General features: G+C 37.3%; 19 protein-coding genes. 12 read left to right on the forward strand and 7 right to left on the reverse strand.

What is annotated here, in order from left to right; all coding sequences use genetic code 11:
* Positions 1-40 precede the first annotated feature (40 nt).
* The 3 genes from hmrM to tyrS all read left to right on the forward strand — a co-directional run bounded on the left by hmrM (position 41) and on the right by tyrS (position 3547).
* Complete coding sequence (hmrM, locus tag ACPT9C_RS05855) at positions 41-1435, forward strand: sodium-coupled multidrug efflux MATE transporter HmrM (protein WP_050949110.1); 1395 nt, start codon at positions 41-43, stop codon at positions 1433-1435.
* Between the two features lie 8 nt (positions 1436-1443).
* Positions 1444-2160, forward strand: a complete 717-nt coding sequence (gene sfsA, locus ACPT9C_RS05860; protein ID WP_005647288.1) for a DNA/RNA nuclease SfsA — start codon at positions 1444-1446, stop codon at positions 2158-2160.
* 199 nt (positions 2161-2359) lie between these two features.
* Positions 2360-3547, forward strand: coding sequence for a tyrosine--tRNA ligase (gene tyrS, locus ACPT9C_RS05865; protein WP_050949111.1), 1188 nt, complete (start codon positions 2360-2362; stop codon positions 3545-3547).
* An 82-nt stretch (positions 3548-3629) separates the two neighbouring features.
* Here the strand turns inward: tyrS and ACPT9C_RS05870 are convergent, their stop codons facing one another.
* The 7 genes from ACPT9C_RS05870 to ACPT9C_RS05900 form a co-directional block, all read right to left on the reverse strand.
* Positions 3630-4577: a ribose-phosphate pyrophosphokinase gene (locus ACPT9C_RS05870; RefSeq protein ID WP_005657007.1), complete on the reverse strand. Its 948-nt coding sequence runs from the start codon at positions 4575-4577 to the stop codon at positions 3630-3632.
* 1 nt (position 4578) lies between these two features.
* Positions 4579-5520, reverse strand: coding sequence for a 4-(cytidine 5'-diphospho)-2-C-methyl-D-erythritol kinase (gene ispE / locus ACPT9C_RS05875; RefSeq protein ID WP_423717291.1), 942 nt, complete (start codon positions 5518-5520; stop codon positions 4579-4581).
* A gap of 11 nt (positions 5521-5531) precedes the next feature.
* Positions 5532-6152, reverse strand: coding sequence for a lipoprotein insertase outer membrane protein LolB (gene lolB, locus ACPT9C_RS05880; protein ID WP_162690726.1), 621 nt, complete (start codon positions 6150-6152; stop codon positions 5532-5534).
* A gap of 71 nt (positions 6153-6223) precedes the next feature.
* Complete coding sequence (locus tag ACPT9C_RS05885; RefSeq protein ID WP_048954423.1) at positions 6224-7474, reverse strand: multifunctional CCA addition/repair protein; 1251 nt, start codon at positions 7472-7474, stop codon at positions 6224-6226.
* 6 nt (positions 7475-7480) lie between these two features.
* Entirely contained in the window at positions 7481-8092 is a 612-nt protein-coding gene (locus ACPT9C_RS05890) for a TIGR04211 family SH3 domain-containing protein (RefSeq protein WP_048954422.1), read from the reverse strand.
* A 65-nt stretch (positions 8093-8157) separates the two neighbouring features.
* Complete coding sequence (locus tag ACPT9C_RS05895) at positions 8158-9420, reverse strand: inorganic phosphate transporter (protein WP_021035309.1); 1263 nt, start codon at positions 9418-9420, stop codon at positions 8158-8160.
* A 24-nt stretch (positions 9421-9444) separates the two neighbouring features.
* Positions 9445-10125 carry a TIGR00153 family protein gene (locus tag ACPT9C_RS05900; RefSeq protein ID WP_005647270.1) on the reverse strand — a complete coding sequence of 227 codons (681 nt, stop codon included), beginning with the start codon at positions 10123-10125 and terminating at the stop codon, positions 9445-9447.
* Positions 10126-10348: 223 nt separating this feature from the next.
* Between ACPT9C_RS05900 and ACPT9C_RS05905 the strand changes: the two genes are divergently transcribed.
* The 9 genes from ACPT9C_RS05905 (at position 10349) to lolA (ending at position 19689) form a co-directional block, all read left to right on the forward strand.
* The gene (locus ACPT9C_RS05905; RefSeq protein WP_005653243.1) at positions 10349-10789 is read left to right on the forward strand and encodes an HvfX family Cu-binding RiPP maturation protein; all 441 of its coding nucleotides are present in this window, start codon (positions 10349-10351) and stop codon (positions 10787-10789) included.
* A gap of 38 nt (positions 10790-10827) precedes the next feature.
* On the forward strand, positions 10828-11064 hold the full coding sequence (locus ACPT9C_RS05910) for an HvfA family oxazolone/thioamide-modified RiPP metallophore (protein WP_032824069.1): 237 nt from the start codon (positions 10828-10830) through the stop codon (positions 11062-11064).
* A gap of 60 nt (positions 11065-11124) precedes the next feature.
* On the forward strand, positions 11125-12048 hold the full coding sequence (locus ACPT9C_RS05915) for an HvfB family MNIO-type RiPP peptide maturase (RefSeq protein ID WP_005623843.1): 924 nt from the start codon (positions 11125-11127) through the stop codon (positions 12046-12048).
* Positions 12038-12754: an HvfC family RiPP maturation protein gene (locus ACPT9C_RS05920; protein ID WP_005660567.1), complete on the forward strand. Its 717-nt coding sequence runs from the start codon at positions 12038-12040 to the stop codon at positions 12752-12754. Before ACPT9C_RS05915 ends, ACPT9C_RS05920 begins: the two co-directional genes overlap by 11 nt.
* Before the next feature lie 319 nt (positions 12755-13073).
* Complete coding sequence (locus ACPT9C_RS05925; protein ID WP_050949113.1) at positions 13074-14120, forward strand: CYTH domain-containing protein; 1047 nt, start codon at positions 13074-13076, stop codon at positions 14118-14120.
* A gap of 231 nt (positions 14121-14351) precedes the next feature.
* Positions 14352-15728 (forward strand): DNA repair protein RadA, encoded by a 1377-nt coding sequence (radA, locus tag ACPT9C_RS05930; protein WP_050949114.1) that lies wholly within the window; start codon positions 14352-14354, stop codon positions 15726-15728.
* Between the two features lie 85 nt (positions 15729-15813).
* Positions 15814-16293, forward strand: coding sequence for a leucine-responsive transcriptional regulator Lrp (gene lrp / locus ACPT9C_RS05935; RefSeq protein ID WP_005653255.1), 480 nt, complete (start codon positions 15814-15816; stop codon positions 16291-16293).
* Position 16294: 1 nt separating this feature from the next.
* Positions 16295-19054, forward strand: a complete 2760-nt coding sequence (locus tag ACPT9C_RS05940; RefSeq protein WP_050949115.1) for a DNA translocase FtsK — start codon at positions 16295-16297, stop codon at positions 19052-19054.
* A gap of 17 nt (positions 19055-19071) precedes the next feature.
* On the forward strand, positions 19072-19689 hold the full coding sequence (gene lolA, locus ACPT9C_RS05945; protein WP_050847573.1) for an outer membrane lipoprotein chaperone LolA: 618 nt from the start codon (positions 19072-19074) through the stop codon (positions 19687-19689).
* Positions 19690-19706 lie beyond the last annotated feature (17 nt).

Raw genomic sequence — 19706 nt, forward strand, 5'->3', positions numbered from 1 at the left:
TTTTTCCTTTTCTAAAAATTTTTAGCAGTATATCAAATTTATGAATTTTCGTCTTTTATCTCAATACCACGCTGATATTAAAAAGTTGATTAAAATTTCCTTGCCTATTTTATTAGCGCAAATTGCACAAAACTCAATGGGATTAGCGGATACCATTATGGCGGGGCGAGTGAGTTCCACTGATATGGCAGCCATTTCTATTGGTGCTTCAATTTGGATGCCATTGATGTTTTTTGGGCAAGGTTTATTGTTGGCATTGCCGCCTACAATTTCTTATTTGAATGGTTCAGGCCAACACCATCGCATTGCACATCAAGTTCGCCAAGGCATTTGGCTTGTGTTAGGCGTGAGTATTCCTTTAGGTTTACTGATTTATTTCTGTGAAATTCCGCTGCAATATATGCAAATGGAAAGCAAAATGTCAGATTTAGCACGCGATTATTTACATGCCATGTTGTGGGGATTGCCAGCTTATTTGATGCTGATTAATTTTCGTTGTTTAAATGATGGGATTGAGAAAACCAAGCCTGCAATGGTCATTACCTTTTTAGGTTTATTGATTAATATTCCGCTTAATTACATTTTTATTTATGGAAAATTTGGTATGCCTGCTTTTGGTGCGGTGGGCTGTGGTATTGCGACAGCTATTGTGAACTGGGCAATGTGCTTAATGATGATTTTCTATTCCTACACGAATACTCAAGAACGTTCACTAAAAGTATTTAGTCAATTAATTGAAATGCCAAATCCGAAAACACTTAAAAAATTACTGCGTTTAGGATTACCCATTGCCATTGCAATTTGTTGCGAAGTGGCGTTATATGCACTTACGTCCTTAATGCTTTCTCCGCTGGGTGCAACTATTGTCGCAAGCCATCAAATCACATTGAATACCAGTTCTTTTATTTTTATGTTCCCTATGTCGATTGGTATGGCAACGACGATTTTAGTTGGACAAGCATTGGGTGCAGGTTCTCCACAAAATGCGAAGAAAATTGGCTATGCCGCATTATTATTAGGGCTAACTGTGACAATTATTACTGCATTAATTACGATTTTTTTCCGTTATGAAATTGCCTCTATTTTCGTAACAGATGAAATTGTCATTGCAATGGCGGCAAATTTATTATTATTTGCCGCACTTTATCAATTTTCAGATACCATTCAAATGGTGGTTGGTGGCATTTTACGTGGTTATAAAGATACCAAAATGATTTTATATATTACTCTTTTCTCTTATTGGGTAATTGGTGTGCCACTTGGTTATACGCTCGGTCGTACAGATTGGCTTGTGCCACACATTGATGCGAAAGGTTTCTGGATTGCCTTTGTGGTCTCGCTCACTTTTGCGGCATTCTTACTTTCTTTGAGAATGAAAAAAATGCAAGCTATGAACGACAACGCTATTTTACAACGTTTAGAAAAACTTAAATAAGGAACTTTATGCAACTTCCAGCTTTACAATCGGCAAAATTAATTCGTCGTTACAAACGCTTTCTTGCGGATATTGAATTGCCAACTGGTGATGTTATGACAATTCATTGTGCAAATACTGGGGCGATGACAGGATGTGGAGAAAAAGGCGATACAATTTGGTATTCACATTCCGATAGTCAAACTCGTAAATATCCCCATTCTTGGGAGCTTACTCAACTCGCAAATGGACAGCTTTGCTGTATCAATACGCATCGTTCTAATCAGCTTGTTTTTGAAGCATTGCAAAATAAGCAAATCAAAGAATTGGCAATGTATGATGAAATTTACCCTGAAGTGAAATACGGCGAGGAAAATAGCCGCATTGATTTCTTACTAAAAGGCGAGGGTTTGCTTGATTGTTATGTAGAAGTGAAATCAATCACGCTTGTAAAAGGTAATTTAGGTATGTTTCCCGATGCGGTTACTACGCGTGGACAAAAACACGTTCGAGAATTATTGGCAATGAAAAAACAAGGTCATCGAGCAGTAGTGCTGTTTGCTGGGTTACATAATGGGTTTGATCGTTTCAAAATTGCGGAATATATCGATCCTGAATATGATCGCTTATTAAAAGAAGCAATGGAACAAGGTGTTGAAGCCTATGCTTATGCGGGACAATTTGAAATTTCTAATGAAATTCCTACCGCACTTTCTTTGACAGAATCGGTGCCTTATATAAAATAATATTTTTTTGATAATTATTTTCATTTAGTTATTGACAAGATTATTGATAACAATTATCATCTAATCATTCCAACAACAATATTAGATAATCACTCCAACATTCCCGCCTATTTCCCCACAAATAGGCGTTTTTTTTATTCACAAATTGCTAAGAATCCCTATAATGAAACCTTTCAAAAAACATAATTAGGAAATAATAATGACTGACATTAATACCGTTCTCGCGGAACTAAAGCGTGGTACTGATGAAATCCTTTCAGAAGCGGATTTAATCGAAAAATTGAAAGAAAATCGCCCATTAAAAGTAAAATTAGGCGCAGATCCAACCGCACCAGATATTCATTTAGGACATACTGTTGTATTAAACAAATTACGTCAATTTCAACAACTCGGTCATGAAGTCTATTTCTTAATTGGCGATTTTACTGGAATGGTGGGCGATCCATCAGGTAAAAATGCAACGCGTCCTCCACTCAGCCGTGAAGATGTATTGCGTAATGCTGAAACCTATAAAGAGCAAATTTATAAAATTCTCGATCCACAAAAAACCAAAATCGTCTTCAACTCTGAATGGTTAAGCAAACTTGGTACAGAAGGTATGATTCGCCTTGCAAGCAACTATACGGTTGCACGTATGCTTGAACGCGACGACTTCAAAAAACGCTTTGGCAACAACCAACCCATTGCCATCCATGAATTTATTTATCCATTACTGCAAGGCTACGATTCTGTTGCATTAGATGCAGATGTGGAACTAGGCGGTACAGACCAAAAATTCAACTTACTTGTTGGTCGTGAATTACAAAAATCAGCAGGCAAAAAACCACAGGTTGCGATTACACTCCCATTACTCGTTGGCTTAGATGGCGAGAAAAAAATGTCCAAATCACTTGGTAACTATATCGGCGTAACGGAAGCACCAAGCGATATGTTCGGTAAAGTGATGTCGATTTCTGATGAACTCATGTGGAATTGGTATAACCTTCTTTCATTTCGTCCATTAAGCGAAATTGCACAATTAAAATCGGAAGTAGAAAACGGCAAAAATCCTCGTGATGTAAAAATCTTACTAGCAAAAGAATTAATTGCACGTTTCCACAATGAAGAGGCAGCAAACTCTGCAGAACAGGAATTTATTAATCGTTTCCAAAAAGGCGCGATACCTGATGAAATGCCTGAATTTACCTTCTCTGGCGAAATTGGTTTAGCTACTTTATTAAAAGAAGCGGGACTTGTTCCGTCTACTTCAGAAGCAATTCGTTCTGCTCAACAAGGCGGCGTGAAAATCAACGGCGAAAAAGTAGATAACGTGAAAGACAATGCACCAAAAGGCACAAATGTTTACCAAGTGGGCAAACGAAAATTTGCTCGTGTAACGGTTGAATAAAGTAGATACAGTTAAATAAAGTAAATAAAAAAATACCGCACTTTGGCAATAAAAGTGCGGTATTTTTTATTGAAATTTTAATTTAGTTAAACATCGCAGAAATAGATTCTTCGTTGCTAATGCGACGAATGGCTTCTGCTAGCATAGAAGAAAGTGTTAATACACGAACTTTACCGATAGCTTTCATTTCTTCTGATAGAGGAATAGTATCGGTAACAACAACTTCATCAATGGCATCGCTAGCTAAGTTTTTGGCTGCTGCACCAGAGAAAACGGCGTGAGTTGCATAAGCAAAAACACGTTTTGCACCACGTTCTTTTAATGCTTCTGCCGCTTTACAAAGCGTACCGCCAGTATCAATCATATCATCTACCAAAATACAATCACGGTCTGCAATATCACCGATAATATGCATCACTTGTGCTACATTTGCACGAGGGCGACGTTTGTCAATAATAGCCATATCCGTATCGTTTAATAATTTAGCGACAGCGCGAGCACGCACAACGCCGCCAATATCTGGGGAAACAACAATTGGATTTTCAAGATCAGATTTTTTCAAAATATCGTGAATTAAAACTGGCGAACCAAATACGTTGTCTACGGGAACATCAAAGAAACCTTGGATTTGTTCTGCGTGTAGGTCGCAGGTTAAGACACGGTCAATACCAACAATTGAAAGTAAATCTGCCACAACTTTAGCGGTAATAGGCACACGAGCAGAACGAACACGACGATCTTGGCGAGCATAGCCGAAATAAGGAATCACGGCAGTAATACGACCAGCAGATGCGCGACGTAACGCATCTACCATCACAACCAATTCCATCAAGTTATCATTGGTTGGCGCACAAGTTGATTGGATGATAAATACATCCGCACCACGCACATTTTCATTAATTTGAACTTGGATTTCACCATCGCTGAAACGTGCGACCGTCGCATCGCCTAGTGAAATATATAAACGTTCAGAAATACGTTTTGCAAGTTCAGGTGTTGCATTACCCGCGAAGAGTTTAATGTCAGGCATTTTATAAAACCTCAGGTTTAGATTGTCGATGAATATGAATTGATGATAGCGGCTTCAACATTGCGTGCAAGGGAGAAACATTGAATCCTTTCGCAACAAAGCCAAAAAATGCTTCTGGTTTTTGTCTCAATACCGCTTGCGCTTCTGCTTCATTATCAAATTCAGCAAAAACACAAGCTCCCGTTCCTGTTAGTCTTGCCGGCGCATATTGTAGCAACCAGTTTAACGCTTTTTCAACGTTTGAATAATGATTTACCACAACTTTTTCGCAATCGTTTTTATAAGATTCACTCAAAAGTTGTTCAAGGGATTTTTTCGGTGTATTACGTGGTAAATTTGGATCTTGAAAGATGACAGCCGTTGATATGGAATCATCGGGTTTTAATACAACAAACCATTTTTCGGCAGGTTCACAATAAGTGATTTTTTCCCCAACGCCTTCAGCAAAAGCAGCCTGTCCGTGTACAAATATTGGCACATCCGCCCCTAATGTTAATCCCAATTTTGCCAGTTCATCAATGGATAAATTGGCTTGCCATAAATAATTTAAAGCGACCAATGCGGTTGCTGCATTGGATGAACCGCCACCAACACCGCCTCCCATTGGAAGAATTTTATCTAAATGAATATTTGCACCCAATTGAATATTGGCTTTTTCTTGTAAAAGTTTTGCAGCTCGATAAATCAAATTATCTTCCGTTTTTAGATTTGGAATTTCTGGGGTTAAAACAATTTGATTATCTTCTTCACGGATACTAATTTCCAACCAATCGCCGAAATCTAAAAATTGGAAAAGCGTTTGTAATTCGTGGTATCCGTTCGGCAATTTTCCGTTGATATAAAGAAATAAATTCAGCTTGGCGGGGCTAGGGAAGCGTAATGACTTCCCATTTGATTGAGTTGTGTTTTGACAAAGTGCGGTAGAAAATTGATGTGATTTCATTAATGTGTTCATTAGTAAATCCACTCATCCACGCGAATTTTTAGAGTTTGTTTCGTGCTGTCATTTTTTAGCAGAATGTTTTCAGGCATCGAATTATTTGAGTGATAAGTGAGATAATCTGCTGTCCATTGAGAACCATCCACATGATAAGTAAATGCGCCAAGTAAATGGTTAGTACTGACTTGATAATCTGCATTTATTGCTGGTTCGCCTTTCAGCCAATAAGCTAAATGTTCTAATGGCACATCCATTCCAATGATCTCTTGTAATAGTAGTTTGGCATTGGCTGCAGATTGTTGATTGCCGTTGTTATCGGAAATTGTCATCCCACTTTGGTGCATTTGAATCCAAAGGGTAGATTTACTGATTAAAGAATAGAGTTTAAGCGTATAAGATTTTGGATTTTGGTATTGCCATTCAAAGCGGCTAGAAAAACGTTCTGTAGGACTGATATAACCAATTTGTCCTTTAGCTTGATAGGATTGAATTTTTTGAATCTTTTGTAAATGCTGTTGCCATATCGCATCTGTTTTATCAATATATTGCACATTTGTAGGTCGATCCATATCTAATGTACAAGCGGTTAGAATAGCAGTGGCAAAAAGTGCGGTAAGAAATTTAAACGTTTTCATATTATTCATCAAGTCAATAAGCTCGCATATTTTAAGGATTTAGTTTAATTGAGTAAAGTTACTTTTATTTGTTAATTTTTTTGGTAATTCGCTTTTGCTTGTTTAACTGCTAAGATTCTTCGTTTCGTCAATTCATTTCTGATTTCTTGTTTCTCAAATCCATCTGCAATAACTTGCTGTACATCTACTTCATTTGCCGCTTGTAATAATTGATTAATGTAATCTATTTGTGGATAGTCTTTATTTTCAAAACCTGTTCTACCTCGAGTATCAGCTAGACAGACTTGTAGAAATTCTTGAAAGTGTTGTGGTTTTCTCCACACATCAAAACGATTAAACAGCGTTATGACGGTTTCAGCTCGAAGCTCAAAGGCTTTGTGAATATGCGTGTGAAATTCACAAGTCAGTTCTGCAAGTTCTTGAAAATAACTTCGGACTTTCAAGCGTTTGCACAAGGTTCTAGTTGGTTTTATGCCAGCTTGTTCATGTCCATAATGATGAGGAAGGATATTTTGAGGCGTAAGAGCCTTACCAAGATCATGACAAATTGCGGCAAAACGGACCGCACTTTTATTTAGGATAGGGGTATTTTCAGTTAAATTAACCGCTTGTTTTAATACCAACATTGTGTGAATAAAACTATCCACTTCTGGATGATGTTTTACTGGATTTGGCACCCCATAAAGAGCATCGATTTCAGGAAATAAAACGCTTAATGCGCCTGTTTTATGTAAGGTTTCAAAATAAATTTCAGGATTTTTTTCGTTTAAGGCTTTTTCTGTTTCTAGCCAAACGCGTTCCGCCGTGAGATGTTGTAATTCTCCCGATAGGGCAAGTTCTGCCATTAGAGCTAATGTTTCCGAGGCGATTTTAAAACCGAGAGAATGATAACGGGCTGCAAAGCGTGCCACGCGCAATACACGTAAAGGATCTTCTGAAAAAGCGGGAGAAATATGGCGTAAAATTCGATTTTCTAAATCTTGTTTTCCGCCATAAGGATCGATAATTTCACCGTCTTCGCTTTGAGCCATCGCGTTAATAGTGAGATCTCGTCGAATTAAATCTTGTTCTAATGTGATTGTTGGGGAGAAATCACAAATAAAGCCCGTGTAACCTGTGCTAGATTTACGTTCTGTTCGGGCAAGCGCATATTCTTCTTTTGTTTTAGGATTGAGAAAAACTGGAAAATCTTTGCCTACTTGCTGATAACCGAGAGAGAGTAGCGTAGCGGGATCTGCGCCTACCACAATCCAATCACGATCTTTTACTGGTAACCCCAATAATTGATCGCGAACAGCCCCACCAACTAAATAAATTTTCATTTGTGATTATACCCAGCCATCGCGACGGCGACGTTTTGGTAACACATAAGGAATGAGCAAGCCGAAAAGTAAGCCTACACCTAATACTGAACCGCCATAAATAAACCATTGGATCGCAATTTCTCGTTTACCTGCATCAAGTATCGCTTCTAAATCACGATTTTTATTTTTGGTCATTTCAAGTTCACGTTTAAGTTGAGAATTTTGCTCTAAAAGATCCGCACTTTGTTGCTCAGCTTGTTTGGTTCGACGTTGCATTTCGACGGTACGCTGTTGCCAATCGCCATCTAAACGACTAAGTTTTAAGGTTAATTCTTGGACTTGCGCTTTTAATTTTGGATTTTCTTCTTTACTACTTGGCGTGCTACTTAAGTCTGAATTTAAAATCCAAGCTTCACGATTTTTATTGTCGCGAATGAGTGTGTATTTGCCTTGGCGTTCTAATACATTTACCGCTTCGCCTGCTTGAATTGAACCTGCAATTTTAAATTGTTCGCCAGCACCACGACGTAAGAAAGTACTTAAATTTTCAGTAACATATTGGGTTTCCGCATAAGCAACATTTATTGATGTACTTAAAAGTAAAGATGAGATTAAGGCTTTATAGATCTTTTTCATTTTTTCCCCTTAAACATCACAACAAAAGTGCGGTTAAAATTAACCGCACTTTTTATTGAGATCAATTAATTAAAGATAGTTCTTAGCACATAGAAAATAATGATGGCGAAAAATGCACCTGCTGGTAATGTGACGATCCAAGAACTAATGATGTTTCGGATAACCGTTAAATTCAGTGCTGCGATACCACGTGCAAAGCCGATACCTAAAATAGCTCCAACAAGTGTTTGTGTTGTTGAGATGGGTAAGCCTGTGCCTGATGCCACGACAACGGTCATCGCAGTAGCAAATTGAGCGGCAAAGCCACGGCTTGGCGTTAAATCGGTGATCCCAGATCCAACAGTCGCCATCACTTTTTGCCCCATAGTGATTAATCCTACTGCAATACCTAATGCGCCTAAGGGTAAAATCCACCATGCAAGAGTGCTATTAGAGGCAATTTTTCCTCCTTCATTTACAATGGAGACCACCGCAGAAAGAGGACCTATAGCATTAGCAACATCATTAGAACCGTGCGCAAATGCCATCGCACAAGCGGTTAATAACATTAATATACTGAAGACTTTTTCTACCGCACCAAAGGTGCCTTTACTTGCAGATTGAGTAAATGTTTTACTTTTGAAATAGAAATGGAAGAACAACATTCCGATAAGACTGATGACAAGTGAAATAATTAAAGTTTCACTATTTGAAAGATTTAAGCCTATGTGTTTTAAGCCTTTTTTCATCGTTACGATACAAAGTACAAACATGGTTATCCCCATATAATAAGGGCCATATTTTTGTGCATTTTTTAATGGCTGTTCAGTATCAAAAATAAGTTTTTGCGTACTTGCAAAGATTGCATAAGCCAAAATACCCGAGATGACAGGCGTGATAAACCAGCTACCAACGATGCTGCCAATATTTGACCAATCTACAGAACTAGGGCCAATCGTAATACAGGCAAATCCAATAATTGCACCAATAATAGTGTGTGTACCAGAAACTGGCCAACCCATTTTGGTTGCAATAAATAACCAAGCACCTGATGCAAATAAGGTTGAAAGCATACCTAAGGCTAAAATATCGGGTGTATCAACAAATTGCATTGGGTCGATTACGCCACTTTTTATGGTTTGTGTTACTTCGCCACCAGCTAAATAGGCTCCAGCAGATTCAAAAATTAACGCAATAATAATTGCTTGTTTGGCTGTTACAGTACCAGATCCTACGGATGTACCCATTGAGTTTGAGACATCATTTGCTCCAATTCCGAACGCCATAAAAAAGCCAAAGGCTGCTGTGATCCACACCAACCAAGAACCATATTGACTAATAATTTCCATAGTTAATTTCCTATGTTTTGTTGATTATGAACGCGCCAGCATTAATTCAATGCGCGAACCGACACGTTGTGCTTGGTCAGCCAAAACGCCAACCCATTCAATAATTTTATATAAGAACATTACATCAATTGGATTATAACGGCTTTCGATGGTGTAAAGCATTTTACGCAATTTGATCTGCATTTGGTCTGTATCATCTTCAATTGAATCAAGTTCTTGAATCATATCATTGACTAATTTGAGTTCACGACCTTTAAAACCCGTTTCTAATAGCTTATCCATTTCTTCGATTACTCGGTGGGCTTGATGAATTGCATCTAAACTACGTTTTACGTAATGTAAGAATTCTTCCTGCATTTCTTCAGGAATACCAAATTGACGACCAATCATACGGCCTGCAATATCTTTGGCATAATTGGCAAGTTTATCTTGTTGCGTGACTAATTCTAAAAGATCAGTACGATCGATAGGTAAGAATAAACCACGTGGCAATTTCAACCGAATTTCGCGTTTTAAACTATCTGCCTCACGTTCGCATTGAGAAATTTCTAAGCGTTTTTCTTCCGCTTGTTCCCAATTCTTTGAGAAAGTCGTTTGAAAAAAAGGAATCAAAAGATCGCTACATTCGGTCACTTTTTCAGAGTGTTTTTGTAACGGCTTGAGAGGCGAATGGGCAAATAATCCGAGAATATTATTCATTGCCATAAGTGATTTACTCCAAATTAAGGGGTTAAAAAATTCGTGCGCATATTACCTGATTTTTGTTGATAGTTAAAATTTTTCAAAAAAATTTGTAAGAAACAAGGTTTATCTTCGACTAACTAAGTAACTGGGTAATATTTCCTAGTGTGGTAAGATAAGTAACTCAATACACTTTTCGCTTTAAAAGCGAGAAAATTTGAAAGGTAAAAAAATGAAGGATTGTAAGATGCAAGGTATCGGCAGTGGCGTAAGTTTATTGATTTTACGCTTTTTTCTCGCGTGGGAGTTTTTTGAATCAGGATTAGAAAAATGGAATGGACAAAATTGGTTCGCTGAAATACAAGATCGTTTTCCTTTTCCATTTAATCTTATTCCTGCCGATATTAATTGGCACGTTGCAATGGGATCAGAATTAATTTTCCCATTCTTGCTGATATTTGGGGTGCTAACACGTTTTAGTGCATTAAGTTTAACGATTTTAATCTCTGTCGCGTGGTATAGCATTCACGCCGATTCAGGTTATAACGTATGTGATAATGGTTATAAATTACCATTAATTTATGTGGTGACTTTATTAATCTTAATTACACAGGGAGCGGGGAAACTCTCTTTAGACACGCTTATTAAGAAGGTTTATCCAACTAAAAGCTGGTTGAAATTTCTCTAATTATTTATTCAAAACTCAAACTTTAGGAGATTATTCAAATGAAAAAATTAGCAACCTTAACAGCATTAGCAGGTGCATTAACGATGGCAGTAGCGACAGCAGCACAGGCTGAATCAAAGTCAAGCAATACTGATAATACAGCAACACCTTGTGTGGGCGATAAATGTGTCAAAACGAAAGCTGCAGAAGGTAAATGTGGTGAAGGCAAATGCGGTGCAGACAAAGCTAAATCTGCTGAAGGTAAATGTGGCGAGGGTAAATGCGGTTCTAAATAAGAATAATAATTATGCTGGTGTAAGAATTTATGCCAGCTTTTATTAAAAAAGGAGTTAATTATGAAATTACAAGGTGCTGGATTAGGTTATCGTCGGAATTTAGCTGAGGATTTTTTACAACTTCCCCCAAACAACGCTATTCAATTTATTGAAGTCGCACCAGAAAATTGGAGTAAAATGGGTGGAATGGCTCGTTATCAATTTGATCAAGCAGCAGAAAGATTTCCATTAGCAGTACACGGTCTTTCACTTTCTTTAGGTGGGCAAGCACCACTTGATCGCAAATTACTCCGTAATACTAAAGCACTAATGAATCAATATAATTCATCTTTCTTTTCTGAACATTTAAGTTATTGTGAATGTGAAGGGCATTTATATGATTTATTACCTATGCCATTTACAGAAGAAGCTGTAAAACACGTTGCGCAACGAATACGTGATGTGCAAGATTTCTTAGGATTGCAAATTTCATTAGAAAATACTTCTTATTATTTGCATTCTCCAACTAGTACAATGAATGAAGTGGAATTTTTAAATGCTATTGCACAAGAGGCTAATTGTGGCATTCATTTAGATGTGAATAATATTTATGTTAATGGTGTTAATCACGGATTGCTTGATCCTTATGTCTTTTTAGATCAAGTGGATGTTAAACGTGTTAATTACATTCATATTGCAGGGCACGATGAAGAACATTCTGCTGCACAAGTTGTGGAGAATTCAGCAGATGAATCATTTAATAAAGTAAAAGGAGCATATCGCCATTTACCTGAATTATTAATTGATACACACGGTGAAGCTGTAAAAGGCACTGTATGGGATTTACTCGAATATGCCTATCAACGACTACCTACGATTCCCCCAACATTATTGGAACGTGATTTCAACTTCCCACCATTTGCAGAACTTTACGCCGAAGTTGAGCATATTGCACAATTACAGCAAAAATACGCTCACACAGAGGTAATGTCTTATGCAGCCTAAGTCATTACTGAAAGAAACTCAGCAAGCATTGGCAAATGCTATTCGGTTAGGTAATGCAGATCCTTTAAATGGTTATGCTGCAAACCGTTTAGCGGTATATACACGTTTAGTTCGTAATAATGCTTTTGGTTTTATTGATCGTTGTTTTGTTGAAGCACCATTACATATTGAGCCAGAGTATTGGAAAAATGCTAAAGAAAATTTTGTACAAAATGGTAATGCGCATTCTCCTTATTTCCAAGATATTGCAGGAGAATTTCTCTTGTTTTGTCAAGAAAAAGAGATATTTGATGCAAATATATTGGCATTGATGGATTTTGAAAATACACAATTACTTGCAGAAGTTTCTTTAGCTAAAGTGCCTGAAAAATTTGAGTGGGATAGACATAGCGTAATGCAATTATCTGGCGCAGCTTATTTAAAAAGTTATGAAGTTGATTTTTTATCAAGTGACTTTAAACAATTTGATGATACGCCAATTCAAGTTATTATATGGCGTGATAGTGATTTTAGGATTCAGCAACAAATCCTTTCAGAGTTAGATTACTGGTTGTTAAGTTATCTACAAGAACAACCAAATTCATTAGAAAATGTTTTGTCTGCACTTAATACAATGGTTGAAGACAGTACCTCAATAATCCCATTATTAGAGCAAGTATGGATGAAATGGGTTACATCTGAAGTAATTTATCCCGAACAAAGATAAAATTTTTGAAAATGCTGAGTAAGATGAAAATATTCATATTTTCATCTTATTTTTATTGACATTTCGCAATTATTGCTAATTTAGATTAGCAAATATTCACATTTTAATCTGGCTTTGTTATTTAAAATTATCAATTTTATCCGATGAAATTTGTTGTATGTTTTTCGGATTATTTTGTATTTTTAGTCGCAATATTTTAATCACAATAAATATAAATTTGTTTGTAGGTGCTTAATATGTAAAGTAAAGCATCACAAAAATCTTGATTTATTTTTATTGTATTGTATATTTAACCAGTTTATTTGAGTGGGTAAATATTATGCTACAAGAAATTGAATTAAAATTGGCGATTTCGCCACAAATAGGTATTGAATTGCCACAATATCTCGCAAAATTTACGATTTTAGAACATCAAAATTTATTTTTGGGCAACACCTATTATGATTATCCCGATTATTTTCTTGCTAAACAAAAAATGGGATTACGTATTCGTCAAGAAGATCAGGAACTTACATTAACGCTTAAAACCAACGGCGAAGTTGTTGGTGGATTGCATAGTCGCCCAGAATATAATTTATCATTAACTGAAAAAGAAACGCCAACCAATGCCCAATTAAGAGAACTTTATCCTTTTGAACAATTACCTCGTTCTACACTACAACCTATTTTCTCCACGGATTTTAACCGCACTTTTTGGTTAGTTGAATTTCAACAATCCAAAATTGAAGTGGCGTTCGATCAAGGCAAAATTATTGCTGGCGAATATGAACAGCCTATTTGTGAAATTGAGTTTGAATTGAAATCTGGAAATGTGCAGGATCTTTTTGATTTTGTGGAAACTTTGCCTTTTGAAAGAGATATTTATTTTAGTAGTGCAAGTAAAGCGAAGAGAGGTTATTTGTTAGGTTCAAAACAATTTTTGACGGATTGGTTAAATAAATGGCGTGATTTCTTAAAAGAAGAACGAGAAGAAAGTGCGGTAGATTTTTGTGTAAAATTTAATTCCGTATTGAAAATGGAACAGAAACTTTTGGAAGAAACCTTATCCTTTTCTCCCGCACTTTTTAGTCAAGATTTTATGAAAACAGTGGAGCGAGTTGGGGCATTTTTTAATCTTTATCATTATTATGATGAAAATGGAAAAATCCTAGAAACAGTGGCAATAGAGAAACAAAAAGAAACGCTATTACCAGATCTGTTAGAAAGCAATCAGAAAATCTTTGCTGAAATTCGTGACTTGATTCGTTTTCATAGTGAAACGAAAGACAATGAAAAAACTATTGAAAAATTGACCGCACTTTTGAAAAGTAGAGTTTATTTTGAGCGAATGATCAAATTAATGGAATTATCTTATGACCTAGGGTAGGTATACCTAGGCTAATCTCAGTGCTACTCCGTTGGAGTAGTTAGATGTTCCCCAAAGGGGGCTAGTATAACCATAATTAACTGAGGGGATTTAATGTAACCTAGGGTAGGTATACCCTAGGCTAGTCTCAGTGCTACCCCGTTGGGGTAGTTTGATGTTTCCCAAAAGGGAACCACTATAAACATAAATTAACTGTGGGTATACTTACCCACGGCAAATACGGAGAATGAAATGGCTAAAGCCCCGAAAACAGCTTATGTATGTAACGATTGTGGTGCAGAGTTTTCTCGTTGGCAAGGGCAATGTTCGGCTTGTAAAGCGTGGAATACCATTACGGAAGTGCGGTTAATTTCCACGGCAAAATCAAAAAATGATCGTTTTAGTGGCTATGCGGGGGAAACTCAGGCAAAAATTCAAACCCTTTCTGAAATTAGTTTGCAAGAAACACCACGTTTTTCCAGTGGCTTTAATGAATTAGATCGGGTATTGGGCGGTGGGATCGTACCGGGCAGTGCGATTTTAATTGGTGGGCATCCTGGTGCAGGGAAAAGTACATTGTTATTACAGGTCATGTGTGGTTTAGCGAAAAATATGACTGCACTTTATGTGACGGGAGAGGAATCGTTACAACAGGTTGCGATGCGTGCAAGTCGATTGGGATTGCCAAACGATCAATTAAAAATGTTGTCAGAAACCTCTGTGGAACAGATTTGTAATTTGGCGGATCAGTTAAAACCGCAAATTATAGTGGTGGATTCCATTCAAGTAATGCATTTAGCAGATATTCAATCATCGCCAGGCAGTGTGGCACAAGTGCGTGAATGTGCTTCTTTCCTCACTCGTTATGCGAAAACCCGCCAAGTTGCCATTATTATGGTGGGGCATGTAACGAAAGACGGTACGCTTGCAGGGCCGAAAGTGTTAGAGCATGCTATTGATTGTTCATTACTATTAGAAGGCGAGGCCGATTCTCGCTATCGTACTTTGCGTGGCCATAAAAACCGTTTTGGTGCAGTGAATGAATTAGGTGTATTTGGTATGACCGAACAAGGTTTGCGAGAAGTGAAAAATCCATCGGCGATCTTTTTAAGTCGTGGGGATGAGATTACATCGGGCAGTTCCGTGATGGTGCTTTGGGAAGGCACCCGCCCTCTTTTAGTTGAAATTCAAGCTTTAGTAGATCATTCAATGCTGGCGAATCCTCGCCGTGTTGCGGTGGGGTTAGAGCAAAATCGTTTGTCGTTGTTATTGGCGGTTTTACATAGACACGGAGGTTTGCAAATGGCGGATCAAGATGTCTTTGTAAATGTCGTTGGTGGTGTAAAAGTTAGTGAAACAAGTGCGGATTTAGCCTTATTGCTTGCGTTAATTTCTAGTTTCCGTAATCGCCCTTTGCCGCAAGATTTAGTGATTTTTGGCGAAGTTGGATTAGCGGGAGAAATTCGTCCTGTGCCAAGTGGACAGGAACGTATTAGCGAGGCTGCAAAACACGGTTTTAAACGTGCTATTGTTCCTTTTGGTAATAAGCCGAAAAGTGCGGTCGAAAATATGCAGGTTTTTACTGTAAAAAAACTCACGGATGCGCTCGCTGTGTTAGATAATTTATAAAAAAATCATTGCCTACTGAAAATGAAAATGAAAGTGAAATTCTGTAGAATAGTTGTTCCTTTTTATGTGTAAAGAAATAAAGAAAATGGAAAAAAAACGAAATAAAGCATTGGATGCGATAGATATAAAAATTCTGAATGAATTACAACGCAATGGTAAAATTTCCAATATCGATTTGTCGAGAAAAGTGGGGCTTTCGCCAACGCCTTGTTTAGAACGCGTTAAACGTTTGGAAAAACAAGGTGTGATTATGGGGTATCGCGCGCTGTTAAATCCAGAATTATTGGATGCGCCATTGCTAGTAATTGTTGAAATTACATTAGTACGGGGTAAGCCCGATGTGTTTGAAGAATTTAATGCGGCGATTCAAGAGTTAGATGAAATTCAAGAATGCCATTTGGTATCGGGCGATTTTGATTATTTATTAAAAACTCGTGTGGCAGATATGGCTGAATACCGAAAATTGCTGGGGACGACATTATTGCGTTTACCAGGTGTAAATGACACTCGCACTTATGTTGTGATGGAAGAAGTAAAACAAACTAATTTCCTTGTATTGAAATGATATGATTAAACAAATTACAGAACGATTTACGCCAAGACAGTATTTAGCTGAATTTTTGCTAGGATTGACCGCACTTTTTGGACTTTATTTGATTGTTGCTTGGTCAAGTTATACGCCTCTTGATAATTCTTGGGCTACAGCCAGCGCGTATGAAAACACAATTAATAAAGTGGGGACATTTGGAGCGTGGATAATCGATCTTTTTTTTGTTTTTTTTGGCTATGTCGCCCATATTATTCCTTTCACCGCTTTTCTCGTGCCTATTTATTTATTGAAAACAAAAGCAGTTAAACATCTTTCCTGCACTCGAATTATTCTGCGTAGTTTCGGATTTATTATGCTGATTATTGGGCTTTGTGTAGTGAGTATGTTGCTTTTATCAAGTAATACTTTTTATTTGAGTGGCGGCGTATTGGGTGGATCGCTTGTTGTAAATTGGTTTTATCCTGTATTAGGTAAATTCGGTTCAATTTTAATTGGTTTTGTGTTTGCTTTAATTGGCTTTATTTTTTGTTCTGGCGCATCATTAATTCGATTAATTGTTGCATTTTATTATTGGCTAACAATGAAGAATGAGCAATCAGAAAATGCTGAACAAGAAAAATCAACAGAAGAATTAGAGCAAATCGTGATTGTAAAATCAGATCGTTCAGAAACAGAAAATCTAGATCAAAATCCTCTCAATGTAGAACAAAACAGTGAAATAGAAACAGTAAAGCCATCATTAGAAGCAGAAAATATTTCAATTGACGCATCTTCATCACATTTAATTAATATTAGCGGGTTAAATCCAGAGGTTTCTATAAAATCAGAATATGAACTCGCTAACGAAGATAGTGAAAAACCGCAATTTTCTTTTGGGTTTGATTCTGAAAGCTTGCCTAGTGTGAATTTATCGAGTGATTCAGATGAACAAAGAGTAAGTAAAAATGATTTTGTAGCAGTTTGGAATAAGCCTGTAAAAACAGTTGTTCAAGAAGATCTAGCAATTAATCAAAGTGCGGATGATTTTACGCAAGTTTCTTTGCTGACAAATGATGAAATACCAACAGTTTCATTAAAATCAACGTCTGATACTGAAATGGCAGATAATCATTTTGCTGCTCAAGTTGATGAAAAGGCAGATTTAGAAAAAGATGAAGTGAAATTTAGCGTATCTTTACAGAATAATGTGGACGCAATTGAATTAGACAAAAATCAAGAGCCTAATTATAAAGGTTACAGTGGTAGTTTGATTCATCCTGCATTTCAGCAGCAAACAACTAAACGTGAAAAACCGAGTACGCCATTACCTAGTTTGAACTTGCTTTCAAAACATCCGCCAAGTGAACAACGTATTACACCAGATGAAATAATGGAAACCTCACAGCGTATTGAACAACAATTACGCAATTTTAATGTAAAAGCCAGCGTAAAAGATGTGCTTGTTGGCCCTGTTGTTACGCGTTATGAATTAGAATTACAGCCCGGTGTGAAAGCATCAAAAGTTACGAGCATCGATACCGATTTAGCAAGAGCATTGATGTTTCGTTCTATTCGTGTGGCAGAGGTTATTCCGGGTAAACCTTATATTGGTATTGAAACACCAAATCTTCATCGTCAAATGGTGCCATTACGTGATGTGTTAGATAGTAATGAATTCCGTGATAGCAAGGCAACTTTACCTATTGCTTTAGGGAAAGATATTAGTGGAAAACCAGTCATTGTTGATTTAGCGAAAATGCCACATTTGTTGGTAGCAGGATCAACGGGATCAGGTAAGTCTGTTGGTGTGAATACGATGATTCTAAGTTTACTTTATCGTGTTCAGCCAGAAGATGTGAAATTCATCATGATCGATCCTAAAGTTGTCGAACTTTCTGTTTATAATGATATTCCGCATTTACTGACACCAGTTGTAACGGATATGAAAAAAGCCGCTAATGCGTTGCGTTGGTGCGTAGATGAAATGGAACGTCGTTATCAGTTGCTTTCAGCTCTACGAGTACGCAATATTGAAGGTTTTAACGAAAAAATTGATGAATATGACGCAATGGGAATGCCAGTGCCGAATCCAATTTGGCGACAGGGCGATACAATGGATGCAATGCCCCCCGCATTGAAAAAATTGAGTTATATTGTGGTTATTGTCGATGAGTTTGCTGATTTAATGATGGTGGCGGGTAAGCAAATCGAAGAACTCATTGCACGGTTGGCACAAAAAGCCCGAGCCATTGGTATCCATTTAATTTTAGCCACACAACGCCCCTCTGTGGATGTGATTACTGGTTTAATTAAAGCAAATATTCCAAGTCGCATTGCTTTTACCGTTGCAAGTAAAATTGATTCACGCACTATCCTTGATCAAGGTGGCGCAGAGGCTCTTTTGGGTCGTGGAGATATGCTTTATTCTGGACAAGGTTCATCTGATTTAATTCGCGTACACGGAGCCTATATGAGTGATGACGAAGTAATTAATATTGCGGATGATTGGCGAGCACGTGGTAAACCTGATTATATTGATGGAATTTTGGAAAGTGTGGATGATGAAGATAATGCAGAAAAAGGAATATCAAGTGGTGGAGAATTAGATCCACTCTTTGATGAAGTAATGGATTTTGTTATTAATACTGGTACAACTTCAGTATCTTCTATTCAACGTAAATTCAGCGTAGGTTTTAACCGAGCCGCTCGCATTATGGATCAAATGGAAGAACAAGGGATTGTCAGCCCAATGCAAAATGGTAAGCGTGAGATTTTATCGCATCGTCTAGAATATTAATTTAAAAGGAAAGTAAAATGAAAAAAACAACCTTAAAATTTGCCGCACTTACCTTACTTGGTTTGAGTAATTTTGCATTGGCTGATGCGGCAAGTGAATTGCAAATGCGTTTGGCTAAAGTCGATGTTTTAAGCGCAGAATTTGTGCAAACAGTGACTTCTGGAAGTGGCAAGAATGTTCAACAAGGAAGTGGCAAACTTCAAATTAAACGCCCAAATTTATTCCGCATGGAGACTAAAACCCCTCAAGAAACCCAGATTATTTCTGATGGTAAAACCTTATGGTTCTATGATCCATTTGTGCAACAGGTAACGGCACAATGGGTTAAAGATGCGGTAAATAACACGCCTTTCGTGTTGCTTACCAGTGATGATAAGACCCATTGGCATCAATATACGGTAACACAACAAGCGGATACCTTTGTGTTAAAACCAACCTTATCAACAAGCAATATTAAGCAATTTGATATTCGTGTCGATGCCAATGGCGTATTAAGAAATTTCAGTACGACCGAGAAAGATGGGCAAACCAATCTTTATGCTTTACGTAATATTACTAATCAAGCTTTGTCTGACAGTTTGTTCCAATTCAAGCCAGAAAAAGGCGTTGAAGTGGATGATCAACGTAAAAAATAACAAATGATCATTTTAAA

It is taken from the genome of Haemophilus sp. HN_Hi16 (assembly GCF_049823435.1).
GTDB lineage: Bacteria > Pseudomonadota > Gammaproteobacteria > Enterobacterales > Pasteurellaceae > Haemophilus > Haemophilus influenzae_D.

Bases quoted from the DNA above. Each gene is read 5' to 3' on its own strand.
- hmrM (WP_050949110.1), top strand. From the start codon at position 41: ATGAATTTTCGTCTTTTATCTCAATACCACGCTGATATTAAAAAGTTG.
- sfsA (WP_005647288.1), top strand. From the start codon at position 1,444: ATGCAACTTCCAGCTTTACAATCGGCAAAATTAATTCGTCGTTACAAA.
- tyrS (WP_050949111.1), top strand. From the start codon at position 2,360: ATGACTGACATTAATACCGTTCTCGCGGAACTAAAGCGTGGTACTGAT.
- ACPT9C_RS05870 (WP_005657007.1), bottom strand. From the start codon at position 4,577: ATGCCTGACATTAAACTCTTCGCGGGTAATGCAACACCTGAACTTGCA.
- ispE (WP_423717291.1), bottom strand. From the start codon at position 5,520: ATGAAATCACATCAATTTTCTACCGCACTTTGTCAAAACACAACTCAA.
- lolB (WP_162690726.1), bottom strand. From the start codon at position 6,152: ATGAAAACGTTTAAATTTCTTACCGCACTTTTTGCCACTGCTATTCTA.
- ACPT9C_RS05885 (WP_048954423.1), bottom strand. From the start codon at position 7,474: ATGAAAATTTATTTAGTTGGTGGGGCTGTTCGCGATCAATTATTGGGG.
- ACPT9C_RS05890 (WP_048954422.1), bottom strand. From the start codon at position 8,092: ATGAAAAAGATCTATAAAGCCTTAATCTCATCTTTACTTTTAAGTACA.
- ACPT9C_RS05895 (WP_021035309.1), bottom strand. From the start codon at position 9,420: ATGGAAATTATTAGTCAATATGGTTCTTGGTTGGTGTGGATCACAGCA.
- ACPT9C_RS05900 (WP_005647270.1), bottom strand. From the start codon at position 10,125: ATGGCAATGAATAATATTCTCGGATTATTTGCCCATTCGCCTCTCAAG.
- ACPT9C_RS05905 (WP_005653243.1), top strand. From the start codon at position 10,349: ATGCAAGGTATCGGCAGTGGCGTAAGTTTATTGATTTTACGCTTTTTT.
- ACPT9C_RS05910 (WP_032824069.1), top strand. From the start codon at position 10,828: ATGAAAAAATTAGCAACCTTAACAGCATTAGCAGGTGCATTAACGATG.
- ACPT9C_RS05915 (WP_005623843.1), top strand. From the start codon at position 11,125: ATGAAATTACAAGGTGCTGGATTAGGTTATCGTCGGAATTTAGCTGAG.
- ACPT9C_RS05920 (WP_005660567.1), top strand. From the start codon at position 12,038: ATGCAGCCTAAGTCATTACTGAAAGAAACTCAGCAAGCATTGGCAAAT.
- ACPT9C_RS05925 (WP_050949113.1), top strand. From the start codon at position 13,074: ATGCTACAAGAAATTGAATTAAAATTGGCGATTTCGCCACAAATAGGT.
- radA (WP_050949114.1), top strand. From the start codon at position 14,352: ATGGCTAAAGCCCCGAAAACAGCTTATGTATGTAACGATTGTGGTGCA.
- lrp (WP_005653255.1), top strand. From the start codon at position 15,814: ATGGAAAAAAAACGAAATAAAGCATTGGATGCGATAGATATAAAAATT.
- ACPT9C_RS05940 (WP_050949115.1), top strand. From the start codon at position 16,295: ATGATTAAACAAATTACAGAACGATTTACGCCAAGACAGTATTTAGCT.
- lolA (WP_050847573.1), top strand. From the start codon at position 19,072: ATGAAAAAAACAACCTTAAAATTTGCCGCACTTACCTTACTTGGTTTG.